We start from the raw sequence: 20,969 nt of genomic DNA on the forward strand, positions 1-20,969 counted from the left end.
AAACAGATGTTGGTGGTAAAAAGGAGTAGTTGAGTGTCAAAACATTTTTTAGTGGCACTGTTGTGTAGTGCAAGCTTAGTGGGCTGTGCAAGCTTTGTGTCAGGTGGTACAGGAACATCTCCCGTTGGAACGGCAAGTGGTACACGCTCGTTAGGACAAATTGTTATCGATAAATCGATTGAACGTACAGCAGCTGTTAACTTATACAAGCTAGATGGCCGTTTCCGTCAATCTCGTATTAACATGAACAGCTTTTTTGGCAGTGTATTGCTGACAGGACAAGTACCTGACGAAAGCTTAAAAAAACTTGCTGAAGAAAATTTAAAAGCCATGACAGATGTGAAGTCTGTGCATAACTACATTACGGTTGGTAATCAGATTAGTTACAATACCATCATGCAAGATACAGGTGTAACCGCTAATACACGGGCTTTAATTGCTCGAGCGCCTGTGATTTCAGACAGTAAAGTGTCTGTGCATACCGAAGATGGGGTTTTATATGTAATGGGGCGTTTAACGAATGCTGAAATTGCAGATTTAAACCAAGTGTTATCCCAAGTAGGTAATATCACCAAAATTGTCATGTTGGTAGATAATATTGAAAATCCTGCACAATCTCAGCTTACAGTGCAAACGCCTGTTGCAGTAGAAGCTGCAAAACCTGCATCAAATACAACAGGTACAGCAAGTACAACACCTTATACTGAATGAGTAAGTCGCTAAATATATGAGTTTAATTCAAGACATTCGCCAATTCGCTAAATCTTCATTGACGCAGGCAAAACAAAAATATGATGATTTTAATATTTATGATTTTGCAAGTCAGCAGTTGAATCTTCGTACAGCAAAAACAGGGTTTTCGCTGTCAGAGGATATTGATTATGGTGAACATCCAAGGCAATGTTTTGACCTATATTACAGCGATCAGCCACGCGCAGATCAAGCGATCATCGTATTTGTGCATGGTGGTACATGGGCACGTGGGGACAAATCAGATTATTTGTTTTTAGCAGAAAGTTTTACTCAATCTGGTTTTCATGTGGCTGTGATCAATTATCGCCTTGCACCTGTGCATCAATTTCCAGATTTTGTTGATGACTTGGTATTGGCATTAAACCATCTGTCTATGCATCAACAAGAGCTTGATATTTCGATGCAGCATGTCATTTTGATGGGGCATTCTGCAGGTGGTTTTAATGTCATGTCTGCTTTATATTCGCCTACAGATTATGAGTTATTATGTCGGGCCAATATTCGAGCTGTTGTAGGGCTAGCAGGGCCATATCATTTTAAATATGTTGGAGATGCAAGTTTAGAAAAAGCCTTTAATAAGGCAATAGATTATCAAACGGTTATGCCATATTACTTTGTACAGCATAATCAGATTGAGCATATTTTATTATTGGCACAAAATGATGTGATGGTGGCTGCACAAAATACCAAAGATATGCATCAAGCTTTATTGGATCAGGGTAACAGTAGCCGTATAGTGACAATTCCAAGAACAGGGCATGTCACACTCGTGGGCAGTGTGTCTAGTCACTTTGCCCGTTATTTCAAAACTAAAAAAGTAATTTTGACACACATTGAAGCGAGCTTACGTCATTTTCAGCTTGAAGACCAAACTAAGACGTAAATGCTTGAATAACTTGATACGTAATACTACCTGCAAATGGAATGGTCGGTAGTTGGTCTTTTTTAAAGAACTGTGCATCAGCAATTTCATCTTCTTGTAATTTAATTTCTCCACCTGCATATTCTGCATGAAAGGCAATCATTAAATTACTTGGAAAAGGCCATGGCTGACTTGAAATATAGCGGATATTGGTGACATCAATTCCCACTTCTTCTTTCGTTTCACGGGCAACAGCTTGTTCTAATGTTTCACCAACTTCAACAAATCCTGCTATAAGACCATAAATATTGTCTTTTCGATGCACTGATTTAGCAAGTAAAATCTCATCACCCTTGGTAATGATCGTGATAATACATGGGCTAATACGCGGATATTGTCTTAAATTACAATGGGTGCAAATGGTACAAAACTCTGAGCCATGCGCTTTGGTTTGATGTCCACAACGACCACAAAATTGATGGTTATTTTTCCATTCTAACAATTGCAAAGCACGACTTGCTTGCTCAAGCTCCGTTGTAGACCAATGTGGAATCATTTGTCTTAATCCAACAAATTGAAATCCATGAGGTACACTTTGATGGCTTTCCCAATTTCGAGCAATCACAAGAGGTGTTTTTGATGTGACAAGGTCATCATCTTGAACAGTGAGGTTCGGCAAATTGAGATGTTCATCTACCAGCAATTGCTGCTGCTGGCAGATGTATGCTTGAGCAAGTTTAGACATAATTAAGCAGATACTTTTAATTGTTGACTATACGTTAATGCAGTATCAAACATTTTCGGCATAATCGGTTGCTTATTGGTAATAGCATTTAAGTTATTTTCAACGCTTGCACATACATTTAGAATGTTTTTTACATCATCAAGCGATAATTTAAGCTCTTTGCTACGCAGTTCTTCAGTGTATTTTGCACAGTTAATAAATGCTTGATGAATGGCATTGTTATCAAACAAGAATAAGCTAGCACCAGAGAGTTCACTAAATGAAGCAGTGAAATGTTCTGGTAAAGCATTATCTGAATCATTTTCAATATGACCCACCAATTGATCTACATTAAACTCAATAGATGCTTGTGTTTCTTGCGCTAAAATATCATAAGCTTGGTCTAATTCATCTAAACCAATTTTAGGATTTTTAATCACACGCTGTAAAATTTTTGCAGTATGTGAGCGGACATAGATCTTTAAGTTATTGAGTGCTTGTACCAACTGATTAATCAATCGCGTAGCATTGTTTTCATCATGAATGTCTTCTGCACTTGTAAGTTGCAGCAAACTTTCAGAAATATCATCAGCTGATTCTTTGACATTCAAAATGTATAAAACATTACGAATGGCACTAATTTGACGATGAATTTCTTGAAAACGCTCTTGCGTTAGCGTTTGATAATTCATTTCAATTTCTTGATATGTATGGGTAATTTCTTGCTTTAAAATATTGCTAATGGTGGTAATGGTAGATTGATCAGGCATGGTATAAAACTGATGTGCATATTGGTTTAATACATCATCACTGATATGTTCTTTTTCAATACCTAATTCATCTTTTAAACGTGTTGCATGCTCATCAGTTTGGCTGATAGAGATATAAACAATATTTTCGACATCTGTGGCAGTGGCTTCATAATGCTCAGGATCTGCTAAAAATTGCTTAATATTCTGTTCAATTTGAATCAGTGTGCGCAATCTTGAACGGCTTAAAAAGCTATGTTCAAGCTGACCCAATGCATGATGAACAAGCATCCAATATGAATAGCTTGGCTTGTCTTTAGCCACATTAAGCAGGTGTGTAGTCACTGCTGAAAATGCAGGTTGATTCACTCTTTTTTGAGTTGGATCGAGTAAAAAAGACAAATTGGCTTTATACAGCTGATGAACATATTTTGATGGTGTAACATCATCAAATTCAATCGAAACAGTCGGGGACTTGTGTGCTAAATATGCACGTATAATATCACCTTCTTGAGTGATTGGCTTATTCAATAGTGCTTCAAGCGTATTGAGTGAATCTAACAAGAAGTACGCAATACGTGTTTCTTGTAAAGATGTAAATTCAATATAGCGCTTCATTGCAAGAATTGATGAGCTTAATGTTGCTGTATAGCGGATGTCATGATCGCTAGAGCTAATGATGTGATCAATCAGTTCTGCACTGTATAGGCTGATTTTCCCCAAAATCGCCTGATCAATGACTTTTAAAATATTCGCAGTTTGTTTCAGCCCCACTGAAACATCTTCTAATTCGATAGGTGTATTTTGACTATCGATTAGTACATTAATACAAGACTCTGCCTGTTTAATTAAATTTTCAATTTCAGGTTTTACCACCAAAAGCGGGGTAGGATTAAAATGTATAGATGCATAATCTGACATATTTTGATGACCCATTCGGTTGGTCGTTCATAAGAATAAATTAGAGTATAGCTAATGTTGTACGCTATTCAAACCTCTAGACCAGCATAAGCAAATATATTTTGTCATTGGCGAAAAAAACTTGGGCTTCCACTTTTTTCTTCAATTTTGCTGACCCACGCTTGATGTGCTTCAAGTTCAGCTTCTGATGGTAAAATAACCGGTAAATTTGCGGCAGCATTTAAATTGGTTTGTCGAAGGTTCTCTTCACTCGACTGTTGTGAACCATGGTCAATATCAAGCAGAACTTGCCCACCTGTCATTGCCAAATAAACATCAGCTAAAATTTCAGCATCAAGTAAAGCACCATGATAGGTACGGTCACGGGCTGGAATGTCATAACGTCGAACCAATGCATCTAGCGAGTTCTTTTGACCAGGGTGTTTACTTTTGGCCATGGCTAGCGTGTCTGTGACTTCACAGACCTCTGACAATGCTGGTAAGCCTGCTTTTTTAAACTCCATATTTAAGAAGTTCATATCAAAGCTTGCATTATGGGCAATGATTTCAGCACCTTTTAAATAATCAAATAAAGGCTGAGCAATCTCTGCATATACAGGCTTATCTTTTAAAAATTCGTCAGTAATTCCATGCACATCAACTGAGTCACCCACTGGTTTTTTTGGGTTAATATAGATATGAATTGAGCTGCCTGTCAGCTTACGATTAATCATTTCTACAGCACCGACTTCAATAATCCGGTCGGTGTCTTGAAAATAAAAACCCGTAGTCTCTGTATCTAAAATAAGCTGGCGACTGCCTTCAAATACATCAGTTGCTGCAGTCATTTTAATGTGTGGATGATGGTGTATTGAGTTATTTTCATGGGTTTCGATCTGATCGAGCAGTTCATCATCTTCTGCTGTGTCATCAAATCCAAACGGGTCATTAAGCAACCAATCATCTTCAGTCAGTTTTTTTTTATCATCTAATTGTTTTGGGTCAGTTGCTTTTTGCTGTTGCATAAACTCATCAATTCCTTGGTTGGCAAGTTGGTCGGCCATCTCATTTCCGGCATGACCTGCATGACCTTTAATCCAGTGCCATTGAATTTTACGTGGTTGACAAGTGGCATCTAGTAATTGCCATAAATCAGGATTTTTTACGTTTTTCCAATTTTTCTTTTTCCAACCAGTAATCCATTCAGTGATGCCTTGTTTGACATAGTTTGAATCTGTCCAAATGGTCAATTCTGCATCAAGAGGACAATGGCGAATACCTTCTATGGCAGCAGTAAGCTCCATACGGTTATTGGTCGTTAAGGCTTCACCACCACATAGTTTGTGCTCTTGGTCTTCGGTGATGATGTATGCACCCCATCCACCTGGACCTGGATTACCACGGCAAGCCCCATCAACATAAAGCGTAATTGTTTTTGACATGATACAAAACCCAAACTAAAAGCTTACTAGATTATCTAGTATAAACAGGTATTCTAACCTGCAAAATCAGCTATTTCACTGGTTGCATAACAAATTTTAATTTATTGTAACGTTTAATGTAAACTAGCTAAATATTAGAAGCTTGTGCGCTGAAAAAGTTCTAATAAAATAGCGATTAAAATGAGTATTTCACGACCTGTTTTGGGATTGTATATGTTTAGATATACCACAACTTTGTGGCCATGTTCTGCACCGCAAATTTTTAAAATTTCTCTCTTGGGATCAACTATAGCTGCTTTATTTTTAAGTGCAGGTTGTTCATCAACACCAACAAAAACAGCATCTCAGCCGAAGTCAAAAGCACCTGTTGGGTCGTCAGGGTTTTTAGATGCAAGTTCTTTAGATTCCTTAGAAGACTTACTCTCGGCAACAGATATGCGTGCAGTAGAAGGTGACCGATTATTAATTTTAAAACATGGTGATGTGTGGAAGCGTATGACCGTTGGTTTTAAAATGGATGAAACCAAATGGGATCCACGTATTGAAGCACAACGAAATTGGTTTACTTCACGACAACCTTATTTAGATCGTTTGAGTGCACGTGCCAGTCGCTACTTATACCATACAGTGAAAGAAGCTGAACGCCGTGGTATGCCTACAGAACTTGCGTTATTGCCTGTAATTGAAAGTTCATACGATCCAGCAGCAACCAGCTCTGCATCTGCTGCAGGTTTATGGCAATTTATTCCAAGTACAGGGCGTATTTACGGCTTACAACAAAGCGGGTCATATGATGCGCGTCGTGATGTGGTTGAATCGACCCGTGCTGCTTATGAGTTTTTAGGTAGCTTATATAACCAATTTGGTTCTTGGGAATTGGCATTGGCAGCGTATAACGCAGGCCCTGGTCGTGTACAGCAAGCAATTAACCGAAATGCAGCTGCAGGCCTTCCAACAGATTATTGGTCATTAAAGTTACCTGCTGAAACCATGAACTATGTGCCACGCTTTTTGGCTGTGGCGCAAATTATTAAAAATCCACGTCAATATAATGTCACTTTACCACCGATTGCCAACCGCCCACACTTTCGTGAAATCCAAGTCCAAGCGGGTGTGTCTTTAACACAAATTGCCGAGTTATCAGGTTTAACACGACAAGAGTTATATACGTTAAACCCAGGTTATCGTGGTGATTTTGTGGATACTGCAAGTCCAGGCCGTATCTTAATTCCATCTGATGTGAATTTGACCATCGATAAAAAAATCTCTGCATTACAGGGGACAGGCAGTACACTTTGGGCCAATACAACCCCGCCTAAAAAAATTATTGCATCTTCCACGGGTACTGTGGCCAGTACAGTGGTGTTAAAACCATCTACATCGGCTGTGACGTCTACAAGAACGATATCTACTCCAAAAGATCCAAATATGTTGGCTAAATTTGCCAATGATGCTGATGTGCCAAGTGCACCTCGAATTCCAATTGCTGTGACCAATGCCAATAACTTAAAGCAGCCTGTTAATGCTGAACCGCCAATTTCGAATAAAGAACGTGACCGTATTTTGGCAGAGCTTGTGAAAACTGAAGACAAGCAGACAGTGAATGAAGTGACACAGCCTGTGGCGAATAAAGCAGAGCAGCAGCAAGTTATTAACGAAATTAAAGCAATTGTGCCAGAAGGCACAGAAGTTACCGACCCTTATGATGGCAAAATTAAATTAACAGCCATTCAAACCAGTCAATCGATTGCTGACAGTGAAGGTAAGGAAGTTACTAAGAGTTTTTCATATCCTAAAAATGTAGCTGATTCAAAAGACACTGCATCTCATAAAAGTACTACGGACACCGATAATGCAGCGCCTAAAGGAAAACGCAGCACATATACCGTTATGGCAGGTGATACGCTGGCTGTGATTGCCATGAAAAATGGTGTGAGTTGGCGTGACATTGCTAAATGGAATCAGATTGACCCAAGTGCTCCATTGTATGTAGGTAATATTTTATATTTATATGATGCAAAAGCCCAAGCTAGCACGACACAAGTTGCTGCTAAGCCTGAAGTTTATATTGTAAAAGCAGGCGACACTTTAAGTGCTGTATCTAATCAATTTGATATTCCACTGAGAGATTTGGCAGATTGGAATGATTTATCAATCAACAGTAATGTGATGGTGGGTCAACGCTTAATTCTAAGAGCAACTAAAGATGTTGCAAGTAGCAGTAAATCATCAAAATCAAGCAAAGCTAAAACTTCAGTATATGTTGTAAAACGAGGCGAGTATCTTAAATTAATTGCTGACCGTTATGGTTTATCTAATCAAGAACTTGCAGAGCTTACACCTGATTTATCGGCTTCTAGTAGTTTAATGGTGGGACAAAAAATTAATGTTCCTGTTGCTGAGAAAGATGCAGATACAGAACACCATGAAGAAGTTAGCTCAGGAAAAACACAAAACTATAAAGTGAAACATGGCGAGAGTTTTGCAGAAATTGCAAATCGCGTTAAATTGTCTGTTGCAGAATTGGCAAAGTTAAACCGTGTAAAAGCAAGCTATGACGTGAAAGCTGGACAAACCATTAAAATTCCTGCCAATGTGCAACCTGATGAATATGTGGTTAAGAAAGGTGATCGTTTAGCAAGTATTGCTGAAGAGTTTAATATGCAGCCTGCTTATTTAGCTAAAATTAATGGTTTAAGTACAAAGTCATCTGTTCGTGCAGGGCAGCATCTTAAATTGACTGAAGCTGATGTTGAAGATAAAACCCCTGTGGTTAAAAATGTTGAAAAAACAGTAGATAAAGAGAGCAGTAAAAAAACGTCAAGCAGTAAAGCGACTGAATCTTATACTGCAAAATCAGGTGATTCATTACACAGTGTGGCAAACCGTTATGGTGTGAGTGTTAAAGAGTTGGCTGATTTAAATGATTTGAGTATAAAGACCAATTTGAAAGTAGGACAAAGCTTAAATGTGCCGAAAAAAACCGTCTCATATAAAGTGAAGTCAGGTGATAATCTGATTAAACTTGCCAATCGTTATGGCATAGACGTTAAAGACTTGGCCGAAATGAATAACTTAACCACCAAGTCTGCACTAAAATTAGGTACAACTATTCAAGTACCGAATCGCTAGCGTATTTTTACTTAGTATTCCAAAAGCACTTTCAGATGAAAGTGCTTTTTTGTTTATCGATCTTATGAATTTAACAAACAGTTGATAATATTTAAAACAAACTATTTGATAGTATGTAATGATGTTTATGATCTATTTAATTGTTGTTTTGATGGTAATTATTATTATATTGTATCCAACTCAATATTTTAAAAAGTTCACCAAGAACTATCCTTATCTGCAAGCGCAGTTTGCAATTCAAGTGACACAGCCGATTTCAACACATCAGCAAACGATGTTTTTGAGATTAAAGCAAGCACTGCCTGAACACCATGTGTTTGCACAGATGCGTTTTAATACATTTTTAACAGCAAAGTCATATACTGTTCGACTGAGGTTGCAGCAAAAAGTTGCAGATTTTGTGATTGTGGATCAAAATTTTGATGTTATAGCTGTCATTGACATGAAGGATGGCACAGCAAAGAATCGTTCTCAACAACATTATGAATATGATATTGTTTTTGAAGATATAGGCATTACAATGATTCGCTATAGTGATGTACCAACCATTGAGCAGATTCAATCGGATGTATTTAAACTGAAGACAATCCATCTTTAATGTAATATATACAGACATAAAAAAACTCAACATGAATGATGTTGAGCTTTTTCGAATTTGGCGTCCCTACGGGGATTCGAACCCCGGTTACCGCCGTGAAAGGGCGATGTCCTAGGCCTCTAGACGATAGGGACATATAGCATTCTGATTCATTAAGTGGCGTCCCTACGGGGATTCGAACCCCGGTTACCGCCGTGAAAGGGCGATGTCCTAGGCCTCTAGACGATAGGGACACATCAGAAGGTGGGCGTATATTAGGTTGAATGAAGCATTGTGTCAAATGTTATTTTGCGTAAAATGCTTAAAAACAAATCAATCAATAGGAAATATAGAAAATATATGCAAAGTCGTTGATTAATCGACTAAATTTGAGCTGAAATTGCATATTTTTTCAAAAATACAGCGGATGACACTCGGATGTTGTAAATAGCCAATAATTTCATGAGGCCGATCGACAAAGGTGGTGATGAGTTTATTTTGAATACGTGGTTCAAAATCAAATAGTGGTGCAACCATTGGAAAAGTTGTTAAATAATCATCACGTGAATAGAAGTTATACCAATCGCCTTGTAAACCTTTCGGCCTCGACATGGGTTCATGAATATGGCGTTGTACAACATTAAATGGCAAAGGCGATGCTAAAGTGATGAAGCGTTCAATATGGTAGTCAGCAGATAACTCTTGTAATACATTATAAGCAATGACCGTTCCTAAGGAGTGGGCAATGACAATATGTTTTTCATTGGGGTCAAAGCAGGCTGTTATACGGTCATGAATGGCTTGTTTAAACGCAGGTTTATACCAATATAAATATGCCTCAGCAACAAATTTCTCCACCAAAGACTCATGTAGATTAGGAAAATGGTTCAGTAAAATCACCATCTCTTTTAAGGCACGATCTTTTGCTAGCTGAGATAATAGTAAAAATTTATTTTTGAGAGAATAGTTTAAATCATATTCATAATGCGGTAAAAGAGGCACATCATCTGTTGTTTGTAATGGAATTTCTTGTTTCCGATAACGCTCTAAAAAACTCGGTAATTTATCAAAGAAATTATAGTTGAGACGTGCCATATCCAAATTGATGGCGTTTTTAAAATTATAGCTGGTGAGAATGTCACCATAAAATGGAAAAGCAAAACGAAAATCTTCTGCATCTAAGTTTAAATTATTTCGATCTAAACCAATGTTAAAGACATCAAGCCAATGCTTCTCAAAAGAGACTGCATCTAAGTTTTGTTGGTTAATGCCGTGGATAAAAATAATTTTCATGAATAAGGCAAAATATGGGTTTGGTTTTTTTTATTATAATGATATTAAAGCAGAAAAGTGTAGTAATGAACTACACTTTTCTATTCAACATTTAATGTTGTTTTTGACGATAAAACACGAAATGACTGATATAACACAGTGCAATAAAAATTAAACAACCATAAAACCCTGGTAACATTTGTGGGTCAGTTGCCATACTAATTGCCGTGATTGTACAGAAAATAAAACCTAAAATCGGCGTGATTGGAAACAGAGGTGCTGCAAAGTCAAGATCTGCCTTTGTTTTGCCTGATTTATACCATTGGCGACGGAAATTAAATTGACATACACAAATTGAAATCCAAACAATTACCATGGTAAATGCTGCAATACCCAAAAGGTTTTTGAAGATGGTTTCTGGTGCAAAGTGTTCAGACAATAAACCTGGTAATGCACCACACATGGTAACAGTCAATGCAGTAATTGGCGTACCTGATGGTGTGAGCTTGGCAAACACTTGTGGTAATTGTTTTTTATTCGACAATGACCACATCATACGTGATGCAGCATATAAGCCTGAATTGGCAGCAGACAATAGCGCAGTAATAATGACAAAGCGCATGATGTCTTCAGCGTATGATATACCAATCAGCTTAAATACACTCACGAATGGGCTGCTACTGACCGAACTTGCACTTAAACCTGCTTGTTCATAAGGCAGTAATGCACTGATGACAACAATGGTACCTACAAAAAAGATTAACAAGCGCCAAATGGCTGCATTGATCGCTTTAGGTACATTTTTGGCTGGGTTTTCAGTTTCACCTGCAGCGACACCAATCAGTTCAGTACCTGAAAAGGCAAAGTTCACAATGAGCATAGTTGCAAAAATTGGATATAGACCTTGCGGGAACCAACCATGGGAAACCACATTGCTAAATAGAGGTGCAGATGGAGTATTGTTATATTGAATGATGCCAAAAATGGCCATTAATCCAAGCACAATAAACGCAATTACAGTAATTACTTTGACCAAAGCCAACCAAAACTCAGACTCAGCAAATAATTTGGTAGAGCTGATGTTTAAAACAAATACCACTGCTGCAAAAATAAGAGTCCAAAGCCACATAGATATATGAGGAAACCACTCTTGCATTAATAATGCTGCAGCTGTGAATTCAGTACCTAATGTTGCTGTCCATGTGAGCCAATATAACCAAGTGATCATATACCCTGTGCCTGGACCGATATATTTTGATGCATATTCACCAAACGATCCTGAAACAGGCATGTGTACAGCAAGTTCGCCTAAGCAGAGCATGACCAAATAGGCAATTAGTCCACCAAGGAAATAAGAAATAATGGCACCTACAGGCCCCGTTTGTGCAATGACTTCACCCGAGCCTAAGAAAAGGCCTGTACCAATGGCACCACCAAGTGAAATCATCACTAGGTGTCGGGTACTCATAGCGCGTTTTAGTGGCGCAGAATTGCCCTGATCCGAAGGATCATGCGGAGATTGAGATGACGGCATGACAATAAATTTTTTACCTAAAATAAAGGGAGTCATTTTAGAGAAAAGTCAAAATTGTGCAATAGTTCTGAAACAATGTTATTGAGATTGGCTATTGATGTTGTTTTAAACCATTGTGATGAGATCACATGTGTTAAAATTTCCTGACTTATTGGTCAATATTTAATTTCATATGTGGATTTTGGTTGCACAGTCAATTTTACCTATTTTTATTGCATTAACAGTAGGTTGGATGGTCGGTAAAAGTATAAAAGAAAAACTTAGACATCGGTGTGTTCGCTTAATTGGCCTGTTGGTGTGGTTAATGCTCGTGGCCATTGGCGTAGAGTTTGGCGCGGTATTACTTACACCTCATTTAGGATTCTATATTGTAACTGCTGCATTGTCTTATGCATTGGTATTGTCGGTGACCACTTTTTTCTTGGTACGTTATGCCATCACCAACAAAGAGACTGCGGTTCAACGCGAACCTAAGCAGTTTAAAGACATACTTGCTCCAATCAAAGCATGCATGCTTGCGGTGTTAATGGTGCTCGCTGGAGTCGTATTATATATTGTCCTGCCTGAGCATAGCCTGCCAAGTCAGTTATCGTCTTACTTACTGTATGGCTTAATTTTTTTAATCGGCATTGATTTATCTGCAGTTCAACTTGGACGTTTAACAGGGCAACATGTGCTTGTGCCAAGCTTGGTTATTGTTGCTTGGCTTATTTCTGCATTGGTTATGTCATTGCTACTCAATGAAAGTACAGCCACATTATTAATGGTTGGAAGCGGTTTTGGTTGGTTTAGTTTGTCTGCACCACTCATTACTCAGCTAACAGATGCAAAGCTTGGTAGTTTCGCATTACTGTCTGATCTATTTCGAGAGTTATTTGCCATTATGTTGCTATATTTATTTGGGCAGCAACATGCTAAAAGCGCAATTGCTGTATGTGGTGCGACAGCAATGGATTCTACATTACCCTTTGTGAAAAAGAACTGTAGTCCAATTGATGTTCAGATTGCGATATTTAGCGGATTTGTTTTAACAGTACTTGCACCATTTATTGTGGTGTTGTGTGCTTATTTAAGATAAGTAAATAGATATGGCGTCCCTACGGGGATTCGAACCCCGGTTACCGCCGTGAAAGGGCGATGTCCTAGGCCTCTAGACGATAGGGACGTTTAGAAGATGACGGTATCTTATTGATCCGTCATCAAACTGTCAAGCAGGTGAGGGGTGAGTTTGTTCAAAATATAGCAAAACAGTTCAGCTGTTTTTTCAGTGTCATACAATGCTGAATGTGCTTCTTTGCCATCAAACTCAATGCCCGCTTTAATACAAGATTTTGCAAGGACAGTTTGTCCAAACATAACCGCGCTTAAAGTGACGGTATCAAACACTGAAAAACTGTGAAATGGACTTTGATTTTTAGTGCCTGTACGTGCAACAGCTGCGCGTAAAAAGCTTAAATCAAAATGGGCATTATGCCCAACCAATACAGCATGGCTACATTTTTGTTCACGACGAATTTCTGTCAATGATTTAAAAATCCGCTTTAATGCAGTTTCTTCACTTTCAGCCATGGCAATGCGTAATGCACTAAAAGGGTCAATTCCAATAAATTCGAGCGAACGACGGTCTAAGTTTGCACCTAGAAATGGATTGATATGTGCATGAAATGCAGGCCCCGGAACAAATTCACCTGCATCATTATACAGGATCGGGATACATGCAATTTCAAGCAGTGCATCTGTTTGCGGATTAAAACCTGCAGTTTCGACATCAACGACGACAGGCAAAAACCCCCTGAAGCGTTGACCAATCGTCAGTGGATTTTCGCTTGTCACACTTTTTTCCATTGAAGTGTTTTTCCTGCATACAGTGGAACGATGCTTTGATCATCTAAATAATCAAGCCGTTCAGGGACAATGTGATCTTCTTTAACCAAAGTAATTTGGGCAGTATTGCGCGGCAAGCCATAGAAGTCAGCACCAAAATGACTGGCAAAACCTTCTAAACGTTCAATTCGACCAACTTGGTCAAAGGCTTGTGCATAAAACTCAATTGCAGTAACAGCGCTATAACAACCTGCACAGCCACACGCATTTTCTTTGGTATGCTGCGCATGTGGTGCGCTGTCTGTACCTAAGAAAAATTGTGGATTGCCACTGGTCGCGACTTCTAATAACGTGGTCTGATGACTTTGACGTTTTAAAATAGGTAAGCAATAAAAGTGAGGTTTAATCCCACCGACCAATAAATCGTTTCGATTAAAGAGTAAATGTTGTGGGGTAATGGTTGCTGCAACATTTTGTTTTTGTTCAAGGACAAAGTGTGCAGCATCACTTGTGGTGATGTGTTCAAGTACAATCTTTAATTCAGGGAATTGCTGAATAACTGGAAACAAGACATCGTCTAAGAATTTTTTTTCGCGATCAAAAATATCAACATGAGAATGTGTAACCTCGCCATGAAGTAAAAGCGGAACTTGATGTTTTTCAAGTTGTTCTAATACGGCATAAACTTTGCGAATATCACTCACACCACTGTCAGAATTGGTGGTGGCACCTGCTGGGTAGAGTTTAATGGCATTAACATGTGCCGACTCTTTTATTTTTTGTACTTCGCTAGCAGGGGTATGATCTGTAAAATATAACACCATACGTGGATCAAAAGCGGAGCCTTCTGGTGCATGCTGCATAATACGTTGACGGTAAGCAATTGCTTCATCAACAGTTTTAACAGGTGGAACCAAGTTTGGCATACAAATCACGCGTGAAAATTGCTTTGCAATATCAGGTACAGTCCGCGCTAAAGCTTTGCCATCTCTTAAATGAACGTGCCAATCATCCGGCTGAGTTAAAGTGATACTATTCAAAATAATTTCAAACTAAAAATAAAGTAGATGATAATGCATAACTGCAAAAAATCATAACTTTGTCAAAGAAGATTTTCTGATTAAAGATAAGGACATCACATTGCCTCTGTTTAAACCGAAGCAATGTGATAAAAACAATTATTTATTTTTTTTGCTGTCAAGCTGTGGCACTGCAGACCCTTGATGTGTTGCAAGTAAACCAACTTCGGTGTAGATCCCGAGCTTTGCACGCGTATCTGTAATGTCTAAATTACGCATTGTAAGCTGACCAATTCGATCCATTGGACTAAAGGTAGAATCACCTTTTTCCATCGTTAAACGTTCAGCTTCATAAGTGAGGTTAGGTGATTCAGTATTTAAAATACTAAAATCATTACCACGGCGCAGCTCAAGTGTCACTTGCCCTGTAATGGCTTTAGCCACCCAACGCTGTGCAGTTTCACGCAGCATTAATGCTTGTGAGTCAAACCAACGACCTTGGTAAAGTAAACGACCTAAACGTAATCCATTGATACGATATTGTTCAATGGTATCTTCATTATGAATACCTGTAACCAAACGCTCATATGCAATATGCAGTAACGCCATACCCGGTGCTTCGTAAATTCCACGAGATTTCGCTTCAATAATACGATTCTCAATTTGATCTGACATGCCTAAGCCATGACGACCGCCAATTTTGTTGGCTTCTAAAATGAGGTCTACAGGGTTGTCAAAGCGCTGACCATTCAATGCAACAGGAAAGCCTTCTTCAAAGGTAATAGTGACTTCTTCTGCTTTGATTTCAATATCATCACGCCAAAATGCCACACCCATGATTGGGTCTACAATTTTAATACCTGCATCTAAATATTCTAAATCTTTGGCTTCGTGTGTAGCACCCAACATATTTGAGTCGGTTGAATATGCTTTTTCTTTTGACATTTTATAATCAAAGCCGTTATCAATCAGAAACTGTGACATTTCTGCACGACCGCCTAGCTCATCAATAAACTGTTGGTCAAGCCAAGGCTTATAAATTTTTAAATTTGGATTGGTCAGCAAACCATAGCGATAAAAACGTTCAATATCATTGCCTTTATAGGTTGAGCCATCACCCCAAATATTAACATCATCTTCTTTCATGGCAGTAACCAACATGGTTCCTGTCACTGCACGACCAAGTGGTGTGGTGTTGAAATAAGGTATACCACCTGTACTGATGTGAAATGCACCACATTGAATTGCCGCAATACCTTCTAACGCCAGTTGTAGTCTGCAGTCCACTAAGCGTGCTTTGATGGCACCGTATTGCTCAGCTTTTCTTGGAATCGCAGTATAGTCATCTTCATCAGGTTGACCAAGGTCAGCAGTGTAGGCATAAGGTGCTGCTCCTTTTTGTTTCATCCAAAGTAGCGCCGCAGATGTATCTAAACCACCAGAAAAGGCGATACCAACTTTTTGTCCTACCGGTATATGTTGCAAAATTGTTGCATTGTCAGTCATTGTGGATCCTAATATTTGAACTCAGCAGTATGAAGAATATCATTGATCAGATGGTTCTTCTAAAGATGTAATCGATTGTATTTTATCAATTACAAGTTATTTGATGGGCTTATTGTACTCTGAAGCTGCTTTGAGCGTAACTATTATCTAGGGATTCAATCAACTTTTACAGCTAGATTCGGTGTTACAGATGCTCAAAGTATCTATAAATTCTTGTGCTATTCTCGCAGGCCAAGGACGAGACCAACCCAATTTAAGAATAAAGCATTAAAATCCTATTTACGGAAAAATATGTATTTTGATATTAAAATCATCATCATTATTTTAATTTAACTGCTGTATGGTTGGTTTGATTTTTAGAATTTAAGAGATATTCAGCAGCATGATTACAGTGTAAAAGCATGCGTATTGATCATGTTTAGCACATCATGGCTGTTGAGGAGCGGTTGTTATGTTTAAATCTTTTTTCCCATCCCCAGCATGGTTTTTTTCCTCAGCTGCGATTTGGGTTGTTTTTAGTGTGGTTTTATGGTATTTCGGCGGAAGTGGCTGGGGCGAGTACATTGGTTTTCATCATGGTTATGCTCAGGAAACACTGCCAGTTAGTGTGAGCCGGTTTTGGCATTTGTCATATCTATGGTTTTACCTTTGGGTGCTCGTTTTTTTCATTCCTTTTTTTGTGTTTTGGCGTGTGGTTGCAAATCATCCATGGCAAATGTGGTCAGTTATCGGGACGGCATTTATTATTTTTAATGTTTGGTTTAATGTGCAAGTCAGTGTCACGATTAATGCTTGGTATGGTCCATTTTGGGATATTATCCAAAAAATGGTGTCTAAACAGGGTGGCACATTGGTTGGTTTATATGGCAGCATGAGCATCTTTTTATTTATTGCCATGGCTGCTGTTTCTGTCAATGTAATTAATTCGTTTTTTGTCAGCCATTATATTTTTCGTTGGCGCACAGCCATGACAGAATATTATACGACGCATTGGGCAAAGTTACGTCATACTGAAGGGGCTTCGCAGCGTGTTCAAGAAGATACCATGCGTTTTGCCACCATTATTGAAGGTTTGGGTGTTCAATTCATTGCTGCAATCATGACACTGATTGCGTTTTTTCCAATTCTTTTGCAGTTTTCAAAGTATGTGAATGAAATTCCAGTGATTGGTGCTATTCCTTATGCGTTGGTTTGGGCGGTTATCGGGTGGTCCGTGTTTGGTACATTGGTAATTATTATTACAGGCAAAAAGTTACCCGGTCTTGAATATAATAATCAAAAAGTTGAAGCTGCTTACCGTAAAGAGCTCGTTTATGGTGAAGACCAAGCAGACCGTGCTGAACCTGCAACATTAAAACAGTTGTTTTCTAAAGTCCGAGCGAACTATTTTAAACTCTACTTTCATTACGCTTACTTTAATTTGGTCAGTACATGGTACTTACAATTAGATAACCTGTATGGATTCTTTATTTTATCTCCTGCAATTGCTGCAGGGGCGCTTACGCTTGGTTTAATTAACCAAATTTTAAGCGTGTTAGGTCAAGTCAGTTCATCTTTTCAATATTTAATTAACTCATGGAAAACGATTATTGAGTTAATTTCAATTCGTAAGCGTTTAATTGCTTTTGAAAGTACAATTGAACAAGAGCATTGAGATTAGACATGAGTTGCCATTTTGGATGGCATTAAACCATCCAAAATGGAAAAATGAGAATAGATTAATCAAGTAGCTGTTTTAACAGTTGATTCACTTGTGCAGGGTTGGCTTTGCCACGTGATGCTTTCATCACTTGCCCAACTAAACCATTAAAGGCTTTTTCTTTACCTGCTTTATATTCCTCAACCATTTTTTCATTGTTTGCAAGTACATCTTTGATAATGGCTTCAATGGCACCTGTATCTGTTTCTTGCTTTAAGCCATGATCTGCAATGATTTGATCTGCAGATGCACCTTGACTGTCCCACATTAAACCAAAGACTTGCTTGGCAATTTTACCGCTAATGGTATTGTCAATAATTCGAGCAACTACACCACCAAGTTGACTTGCTGTGATTGGTGACTCAGTAATTTCAAGTCCAGCTTTATTGAGTGCTGCTGAAAATTCGCCCATGACCCAATTGGCTGCAATTTTAGCGTGTGCTGCACCACCAGATGCACTGACAACCTCTTCAAAGAAATCAGAAATTTCACGGCTTAAAGTCAGAACACGGGCATCATACGGTGTGAGTTGATATTCCGTGGTAAAGCGATCACGGCGTGCTTGAGGCAACTCAGGCAACTCGGCTTGAATACGGTCAATGTGCTCTTGTGAAATGTGTACCGGCAATAAATCAGGGTCAGGGAAGTAGCGATAGTCATTGGCTTCTTCTTTAGAACGCATTGAGCGTGTTTCTAATTTATTGGCATCAAATAAGCGGGTTTCTTGCGTGATTTTACCACCACTTTCAAGCACATCAATTTGACGCTCAATTTCCACATCAATCGCTTTTTCAATAAATTTAAACGAGTTAATGTTTTTTAATTCACAACGTGTACCAAACTCATCGCCTGGTTTTCGAATAGACACGTTACAGTCACAGCGAAAAGAACCTTCGGCCATGTTGCCATCAGAAATACCTAACCAACGCACAAGGGTGTGAATAGCGCGTACATAGGCCACAGCTTCTTCACTTGAGCGCATATCTGGTTCAGAAACAATTTCAAGCAGTGGCGTACCTGCACGGTTTAAGTCAATGCCTGTTTGCCCTTCAAAATCTTCATGCAGTGATTTTCCTGCATCTTCTTCTAAATGGGCACGTGTAATTCCGACCCGTTTGGTACTGCCATCTTCTAAATAAATATCAATATGACCAGGACCAACAATTGGATTATCCATTTGGCTAATTTGGTAGCCTTTTGGAGAATCTGGATAAAAATAGTTTTTTCGTGCAAATACAGAAGCACGGTCAATGGTTGCATCAACACCTAAACCAAAACGAATGGCTTTATCCACTACCACTTTGTTTAATACAGGCAATACACCTGGCAATGCCAAATCGACTAAACTGGCTTGAGTGTTGGGGTCAGCACCAAATTCAGTGCTTGAACCTGAGAAAATTTTTGAATGGGTATTGAGTTGTGTATGGATTTCTAGACCAATTACAATTTCCCAACCATCAATAAGTTTTGCCATTATACGTTCTCCTCAGCAAATGCAGGGCGTTTGGTATGCCAATCAGTTGCTTGTTGATATTGATGCACAATCGATAATAGTTGCGCTTCAGACCAATAATTTCCTATGAGTTGTAAACCAACAGGCAATTGTTGCTGATCAAAACCAACCGGTGCATTAATGGCAGGATGACCTGATAGATTGACAGCAAGGGTGTATAAGTCACCTAAATACATCTCAACTGGATCTAACGCTGCACCAATTTTATAGGCTGTGGTTGGTGCAGACGGTGCCGCAATGACATCAACCTGTTCAAATGCTTTTAAGAAATCTTCTTGGATCAAACGACGTACTTTTTGTGCTTTCACATAATATGCATCGTAATAGCCTGCAGACAGGGCGTAAGTACCGATTAAAATACGGCGTTTAACTTCGTCACCAAAGCCTTCTGAGCGTGAGCGTTTATATAAGTCATCTAAATCTTGTGGTTGATGACAACGGTAACCAAAACGCACACCATCATAACGCGACAAGTTGGATGATGCTTCTGCAGGTGCAATTAAGTAATACGTTGGGACATAAGCATCAATCATGCTTAAATCAATTTCAACCAAAACCGCACCTAAGTTCTCAAGCTGTTTTAATGCCTCTTCAATACGTAATTTAACTTCAGCATTTAAGCCTGCAACATTGAAGTATTGTTTTGGAATCCCAATTCGTAAGCCTTTGAGCTGAGTTTGATTGAGTTTGCCGACATAGTCATCAACATCTTTTTCAACTGATGTGGAGTCTTTTTCGTCATGACCTGCAATCACATTCATTAAATAGGCACAGTCTTCAGCTGAACGTGCCATTGGGCCTGCTTGGTCTAATGATGAAGCAAAGGCAATCATACCAAAGCGTGAAACACGTCCATAGGTTGGCTTTAAACCTGTTAAACCACAAAATGACGCAGGTTGACGAATAGATCCACCGGTATCTGTTCCTGTTGCAAAAGGGGCTAAATCTGCTGCTACTGCTGCTGATGACCCACCTGATGACCCACCAGGCACATAATCTAAGTTCCATGGGTTCTTGGTTGCACCATAAAATGAGCTTTCAGAGGTTGAGCCCATAGCAAACTCATCCATGTTCACTTTGCCCAAAGTCACGAGGTGAACTTGTTTAGTTTTTGTAACGACTGTCGCATCATATGGTGAGACAAAGTTATCTAGCATTTTAGAGCCTGCAGATGTACGCACACCCTGTGTACAAAAAATATCTTTATGTGCAATAGGGATGCCTGCAAGCGCGTGTGAAGATCCTGATTTTATTGCAGAATCTGCAAGGTCTGCGGCCTGTAATGCCTGCTCTGGTGTGACCGTAATGTAGCTTTTTAGTTGTGTATCAAGGGTTTCAATACGGCGTAAATAATGCTGTGTGAGCTCACGCGAGGAGAATTTTCCATCTTGTAAACCTTGTGAAAGTTCACGAATCGATAAGCGATGTAAATCAGTCATAATATCTTCTATTTCATCCAAATG

The 20,969-nt window shown here is 38.9% G+C and carries 16 protein-coding genes and 3 tRNA genes; 6 read left to right on the plus strand and 13 right to left on the minus strand.

Features of this window, described 5'->3' with window-relative positions; genetic code table 11:
• The first annotated feature begins 33 nt into the window (after positions 1-33).
• Positions 34-711, plus strand: coding sequence for a BON domain-containing protein (locus tag CFY84_RS00385; protein ID WP_088822179.1), 678 nt, complete (start codon positions 34-36; stop codon positions 709-711).
• Positions 712-727: 16 nt separating this feature from the next.
• Positions 728-1,636 carry an alpha/beta hydrolase gene (locus CFY84_RS00390; protein WP_088822180.1) on the plus strand — a complete coding sequence of 303 codons (909 nt, stop codon included), beginning with the start codon at positions 728-730 and terminating at the stop codon, positions 1,634-1,636.
• Here the strand turns inward: CFY84_RS00390 and nudC are convergent.
• From nudC to dnaQ, 3 genes are all read right to left on the minus strand, one after another.
• Complete coding sequence (nudC, locus tag CFY84_RS00395; protein WP_088822181.1) at positions 1,626-2,360, minus strand: NAD(+) diphosphatase; 735 nt, start codon at positions 2,358-2,360, stop codon at positions 1,626-1,628. The two genes, CFY84_RS00390 and nudC, sit on opposite strands and share 11 nt — an antisense overlap.
• Positions 2,361-2,362: 2 nt before the next feature.
• The gene (locus CFY84_RS00400) at positions 2,363-4,024 is read right to left on the minus strand and encodes a hypothetical protein (RefSeq protein ID WP_088822182.1); all 1,662 of its coding nucleotides are present in this window, start codon (positions 4,022-4,024) and stop codon (positions 2,363-2,365) included.
• An 89-nt stretch (positions 4,025-4,113) separates the two neighbouring features.
• The gene (dnaQ, locus tag CFY84_RS00405) at positions 4,114-5,430 is read right to left on the minus strand and encodes a DNA polymerase III subunit epsilon (protein WP_088822183.1); all 1,317 of its coding nucleotides are present in this window, start codon (positions 5,428-5,430) and stop codon (positions 4,114-4,116) included.
• A 213-nt stretch (positions 5,431-5,643) separates the two neighbouring features.
• Between dnaQ and CFY84_RS00410 the strand changes: the two genes are divergently transcribed.
• Positions 5,644-8,562, plus strand: coding sequence for a LysM peptidoglycan-binding domain-containing protein (locus CFY84_RS00410; protein WP_088822184.1), 2,919 nt, complete (start codon positions 5,644-5,646; stop codon positions 8,560-8,562).
• Between the two features lie 151 nt (positions 8,563-8,713).
• A complete protein-coding gene (locus tag CFY84_RS00415) occupies positions 8,714-9,160 on the plus strand; it encodes a DUF2726 domain-containing protein (RefSeq protein WP_171289006.1) in 447 nt (148 codons plus the stop codon).
• Positions 9,161-9,218: 58 nt separating this feature from the next.
• On the opposite strand, the gene CFY84_RS00420 is transcribed toward CFY84_RS00415, so the two are convergent.
• The 4 genes from CFY84_RS00420 to CFY84_RS00435 all read right to left on the minus strand — a co-directional run bounded on the left by CFY84_RS00420 (position 9,219) and on the right by CFY84_RS00435 (position 11,945).
• A tRNA-Glu gene (locus CFY84_RS00420) sits at positions 9,219-9,294 on the minus strand.
• A 23-nt stretch (positions 9,295-9,317) separates the two neighbouring features.
• A tRNA-Glu gene (locus tag CFY84_RS00425) sits at positions 9,318-9,393 on the minus strand.
• A 121-nt stretch (positions 9,394-9,514) separates the two neighbouring features.
• Positions 9,515-10,432 carry a lipase family protein gene (locus tag CFY84_RS00430; RefSeq protein ID WP_088822186.1) on the minus strand — a complete coding sequence of 306 codons (918 nt, stop codon included), beginning with the start codon at positions 10,430-10,432 and terminating at the stop codon, positions 9,515-9,517.
• Between the two features lie 91 nt (positions 10,433-10,523).
• On the minus strand, positions 10,524-11,945 hold the full coding sequence (locus tag CFY84_RS00435) for an amino acid permease (protein ID WP_088823342.1): 1,422 nt from the start codon (positions 11,943-11,945) through the stop codon (positions 10,524-10,526).
• A gap of 172 nt (positions 11,946-12,117) precedes the next feature.
• On the opposite strand from CFY84_RS00435, the gene CFY84_RS00440 reads away from it, so the two are divergent.
• Positions 12,118-13,023, plus strand: a complete 906-nt coding sequence (locus CFY84_RS00440; RefSeq protein WP_088822187.1) for a lysine exporter LysO family protein — start codon at positions 12,118-12,120, stop codon at positions 13,021-13,023.
• An 11-nt stretch (positions 13,024-13,034) separates the two neighbouring features.
• Here CFY84_RS00440 and CFY84_RS00445 read toward each other — a convergent pair.
• The 4 genes from CFY84_RS00445 to argG all read right to left on the minus strand — a co-directional run bounded on the left by CFY84_RS00445 (position 13,035) and on the right by argG (position 16,309).
• Positions 13,035-13,110 (minus strand) — tRNA-Glu (locus CFY84_RS00445).
• A gap of 20 nt (positions 13,111-13,130) precedes the next feature.
• Positions 13,131-13,790, minus strand: coding sequence for a ribonuclease T (gene rnt, locus CFY84_RS00450; RefSeq protein WP_088822188.1), 660 nt, complete (start codon positions 13,788-13,790; stop codon positions 13,131-13,133).
• A complete protein-coding gene (gene pyrC, locus CFY84_RS00455; RefSeq protein WP_088822189.1) occupies positions 13,775-14,809 on the minus strand; it encodes a dihydroorotase in 1,035 nt (344 codons plus the stop codon). Before pyrC ends, rnt begins: the two co-directional genes overlap by 16 nt.
• 138 nt (positions 14,810-14,947) lie before the next feature.
• The gene (gene argG, locus CFY84_RS00460; RefSeq protein ID WP_171289043.1) at positions 14,948-16,309 is read right to left on the minus strand and encodes an argininosuccinate synthase; all 1,362 of its coding nucleotides are present in this window, start codon (positions 16,307-16,309) and stop codon (positions 14,948-14,950) included.
• Positions 16,310-16,745: 436 nt separating this feature from the next.
• On the opposite strand from argG, the gene sbmA reads away from it, so the two are divergent.
• Positions 16,746-17,948, plus strand: coding sequence for a peptide antibiotic transporter SbmA (gene sbmA, locus CFY84_RS00465; RefSeq protein ID WP_088822191.1), 1,203 nt, complete (start codon positions 16,746-16,748; stop codon positions 17,946-17,948).
• 64 nt (positions 17,949-18,012) lie between these two features.
• Here sbmA and gatB read toward each other — a convergent pair whose 3' ends face one another.
• Both gatB and gatA read right to left on the minus strand, forming a co-directional pair.
• Entirely contained in the window at positions 18,013-19,467 is a 1,455-nt protein-coding gene (gene gatB / locus CFY84_RS00470; protein ID WP_088822192.1) for an Asp-tRNA(Asn)/Glu-tRNA(Gln) amidotransferase subunit GatB, read from the minus strand.
• A complete protein-coding gene (gatA, locus tag CFY84_RS00475; RefSeq protein ID WP_088822193.1) occupies positions 19,467-20,945 on the minus strand; it encodes an Asp-tRNA(Asn)/Glu-tRNA(Gln) amidotransferase subunit GatA in 1,479 nt (492 codons plus the stop codon). Before gatA ends, gatB begins: the two co-directional genes overlap by 1 nt.
• Positions 20,946-20,969: the final 24 nt, after the last annotated feature.

This window comes from Acinetobacter apis (assembly GCF_900197575.1).
Classification (GTDB): Bacteria; Pseudomonadota; Gammaproteobacteria; order Pseudomonadales; family Moraxellaceae; genus Acinetobacter; species Acinetobacter apis.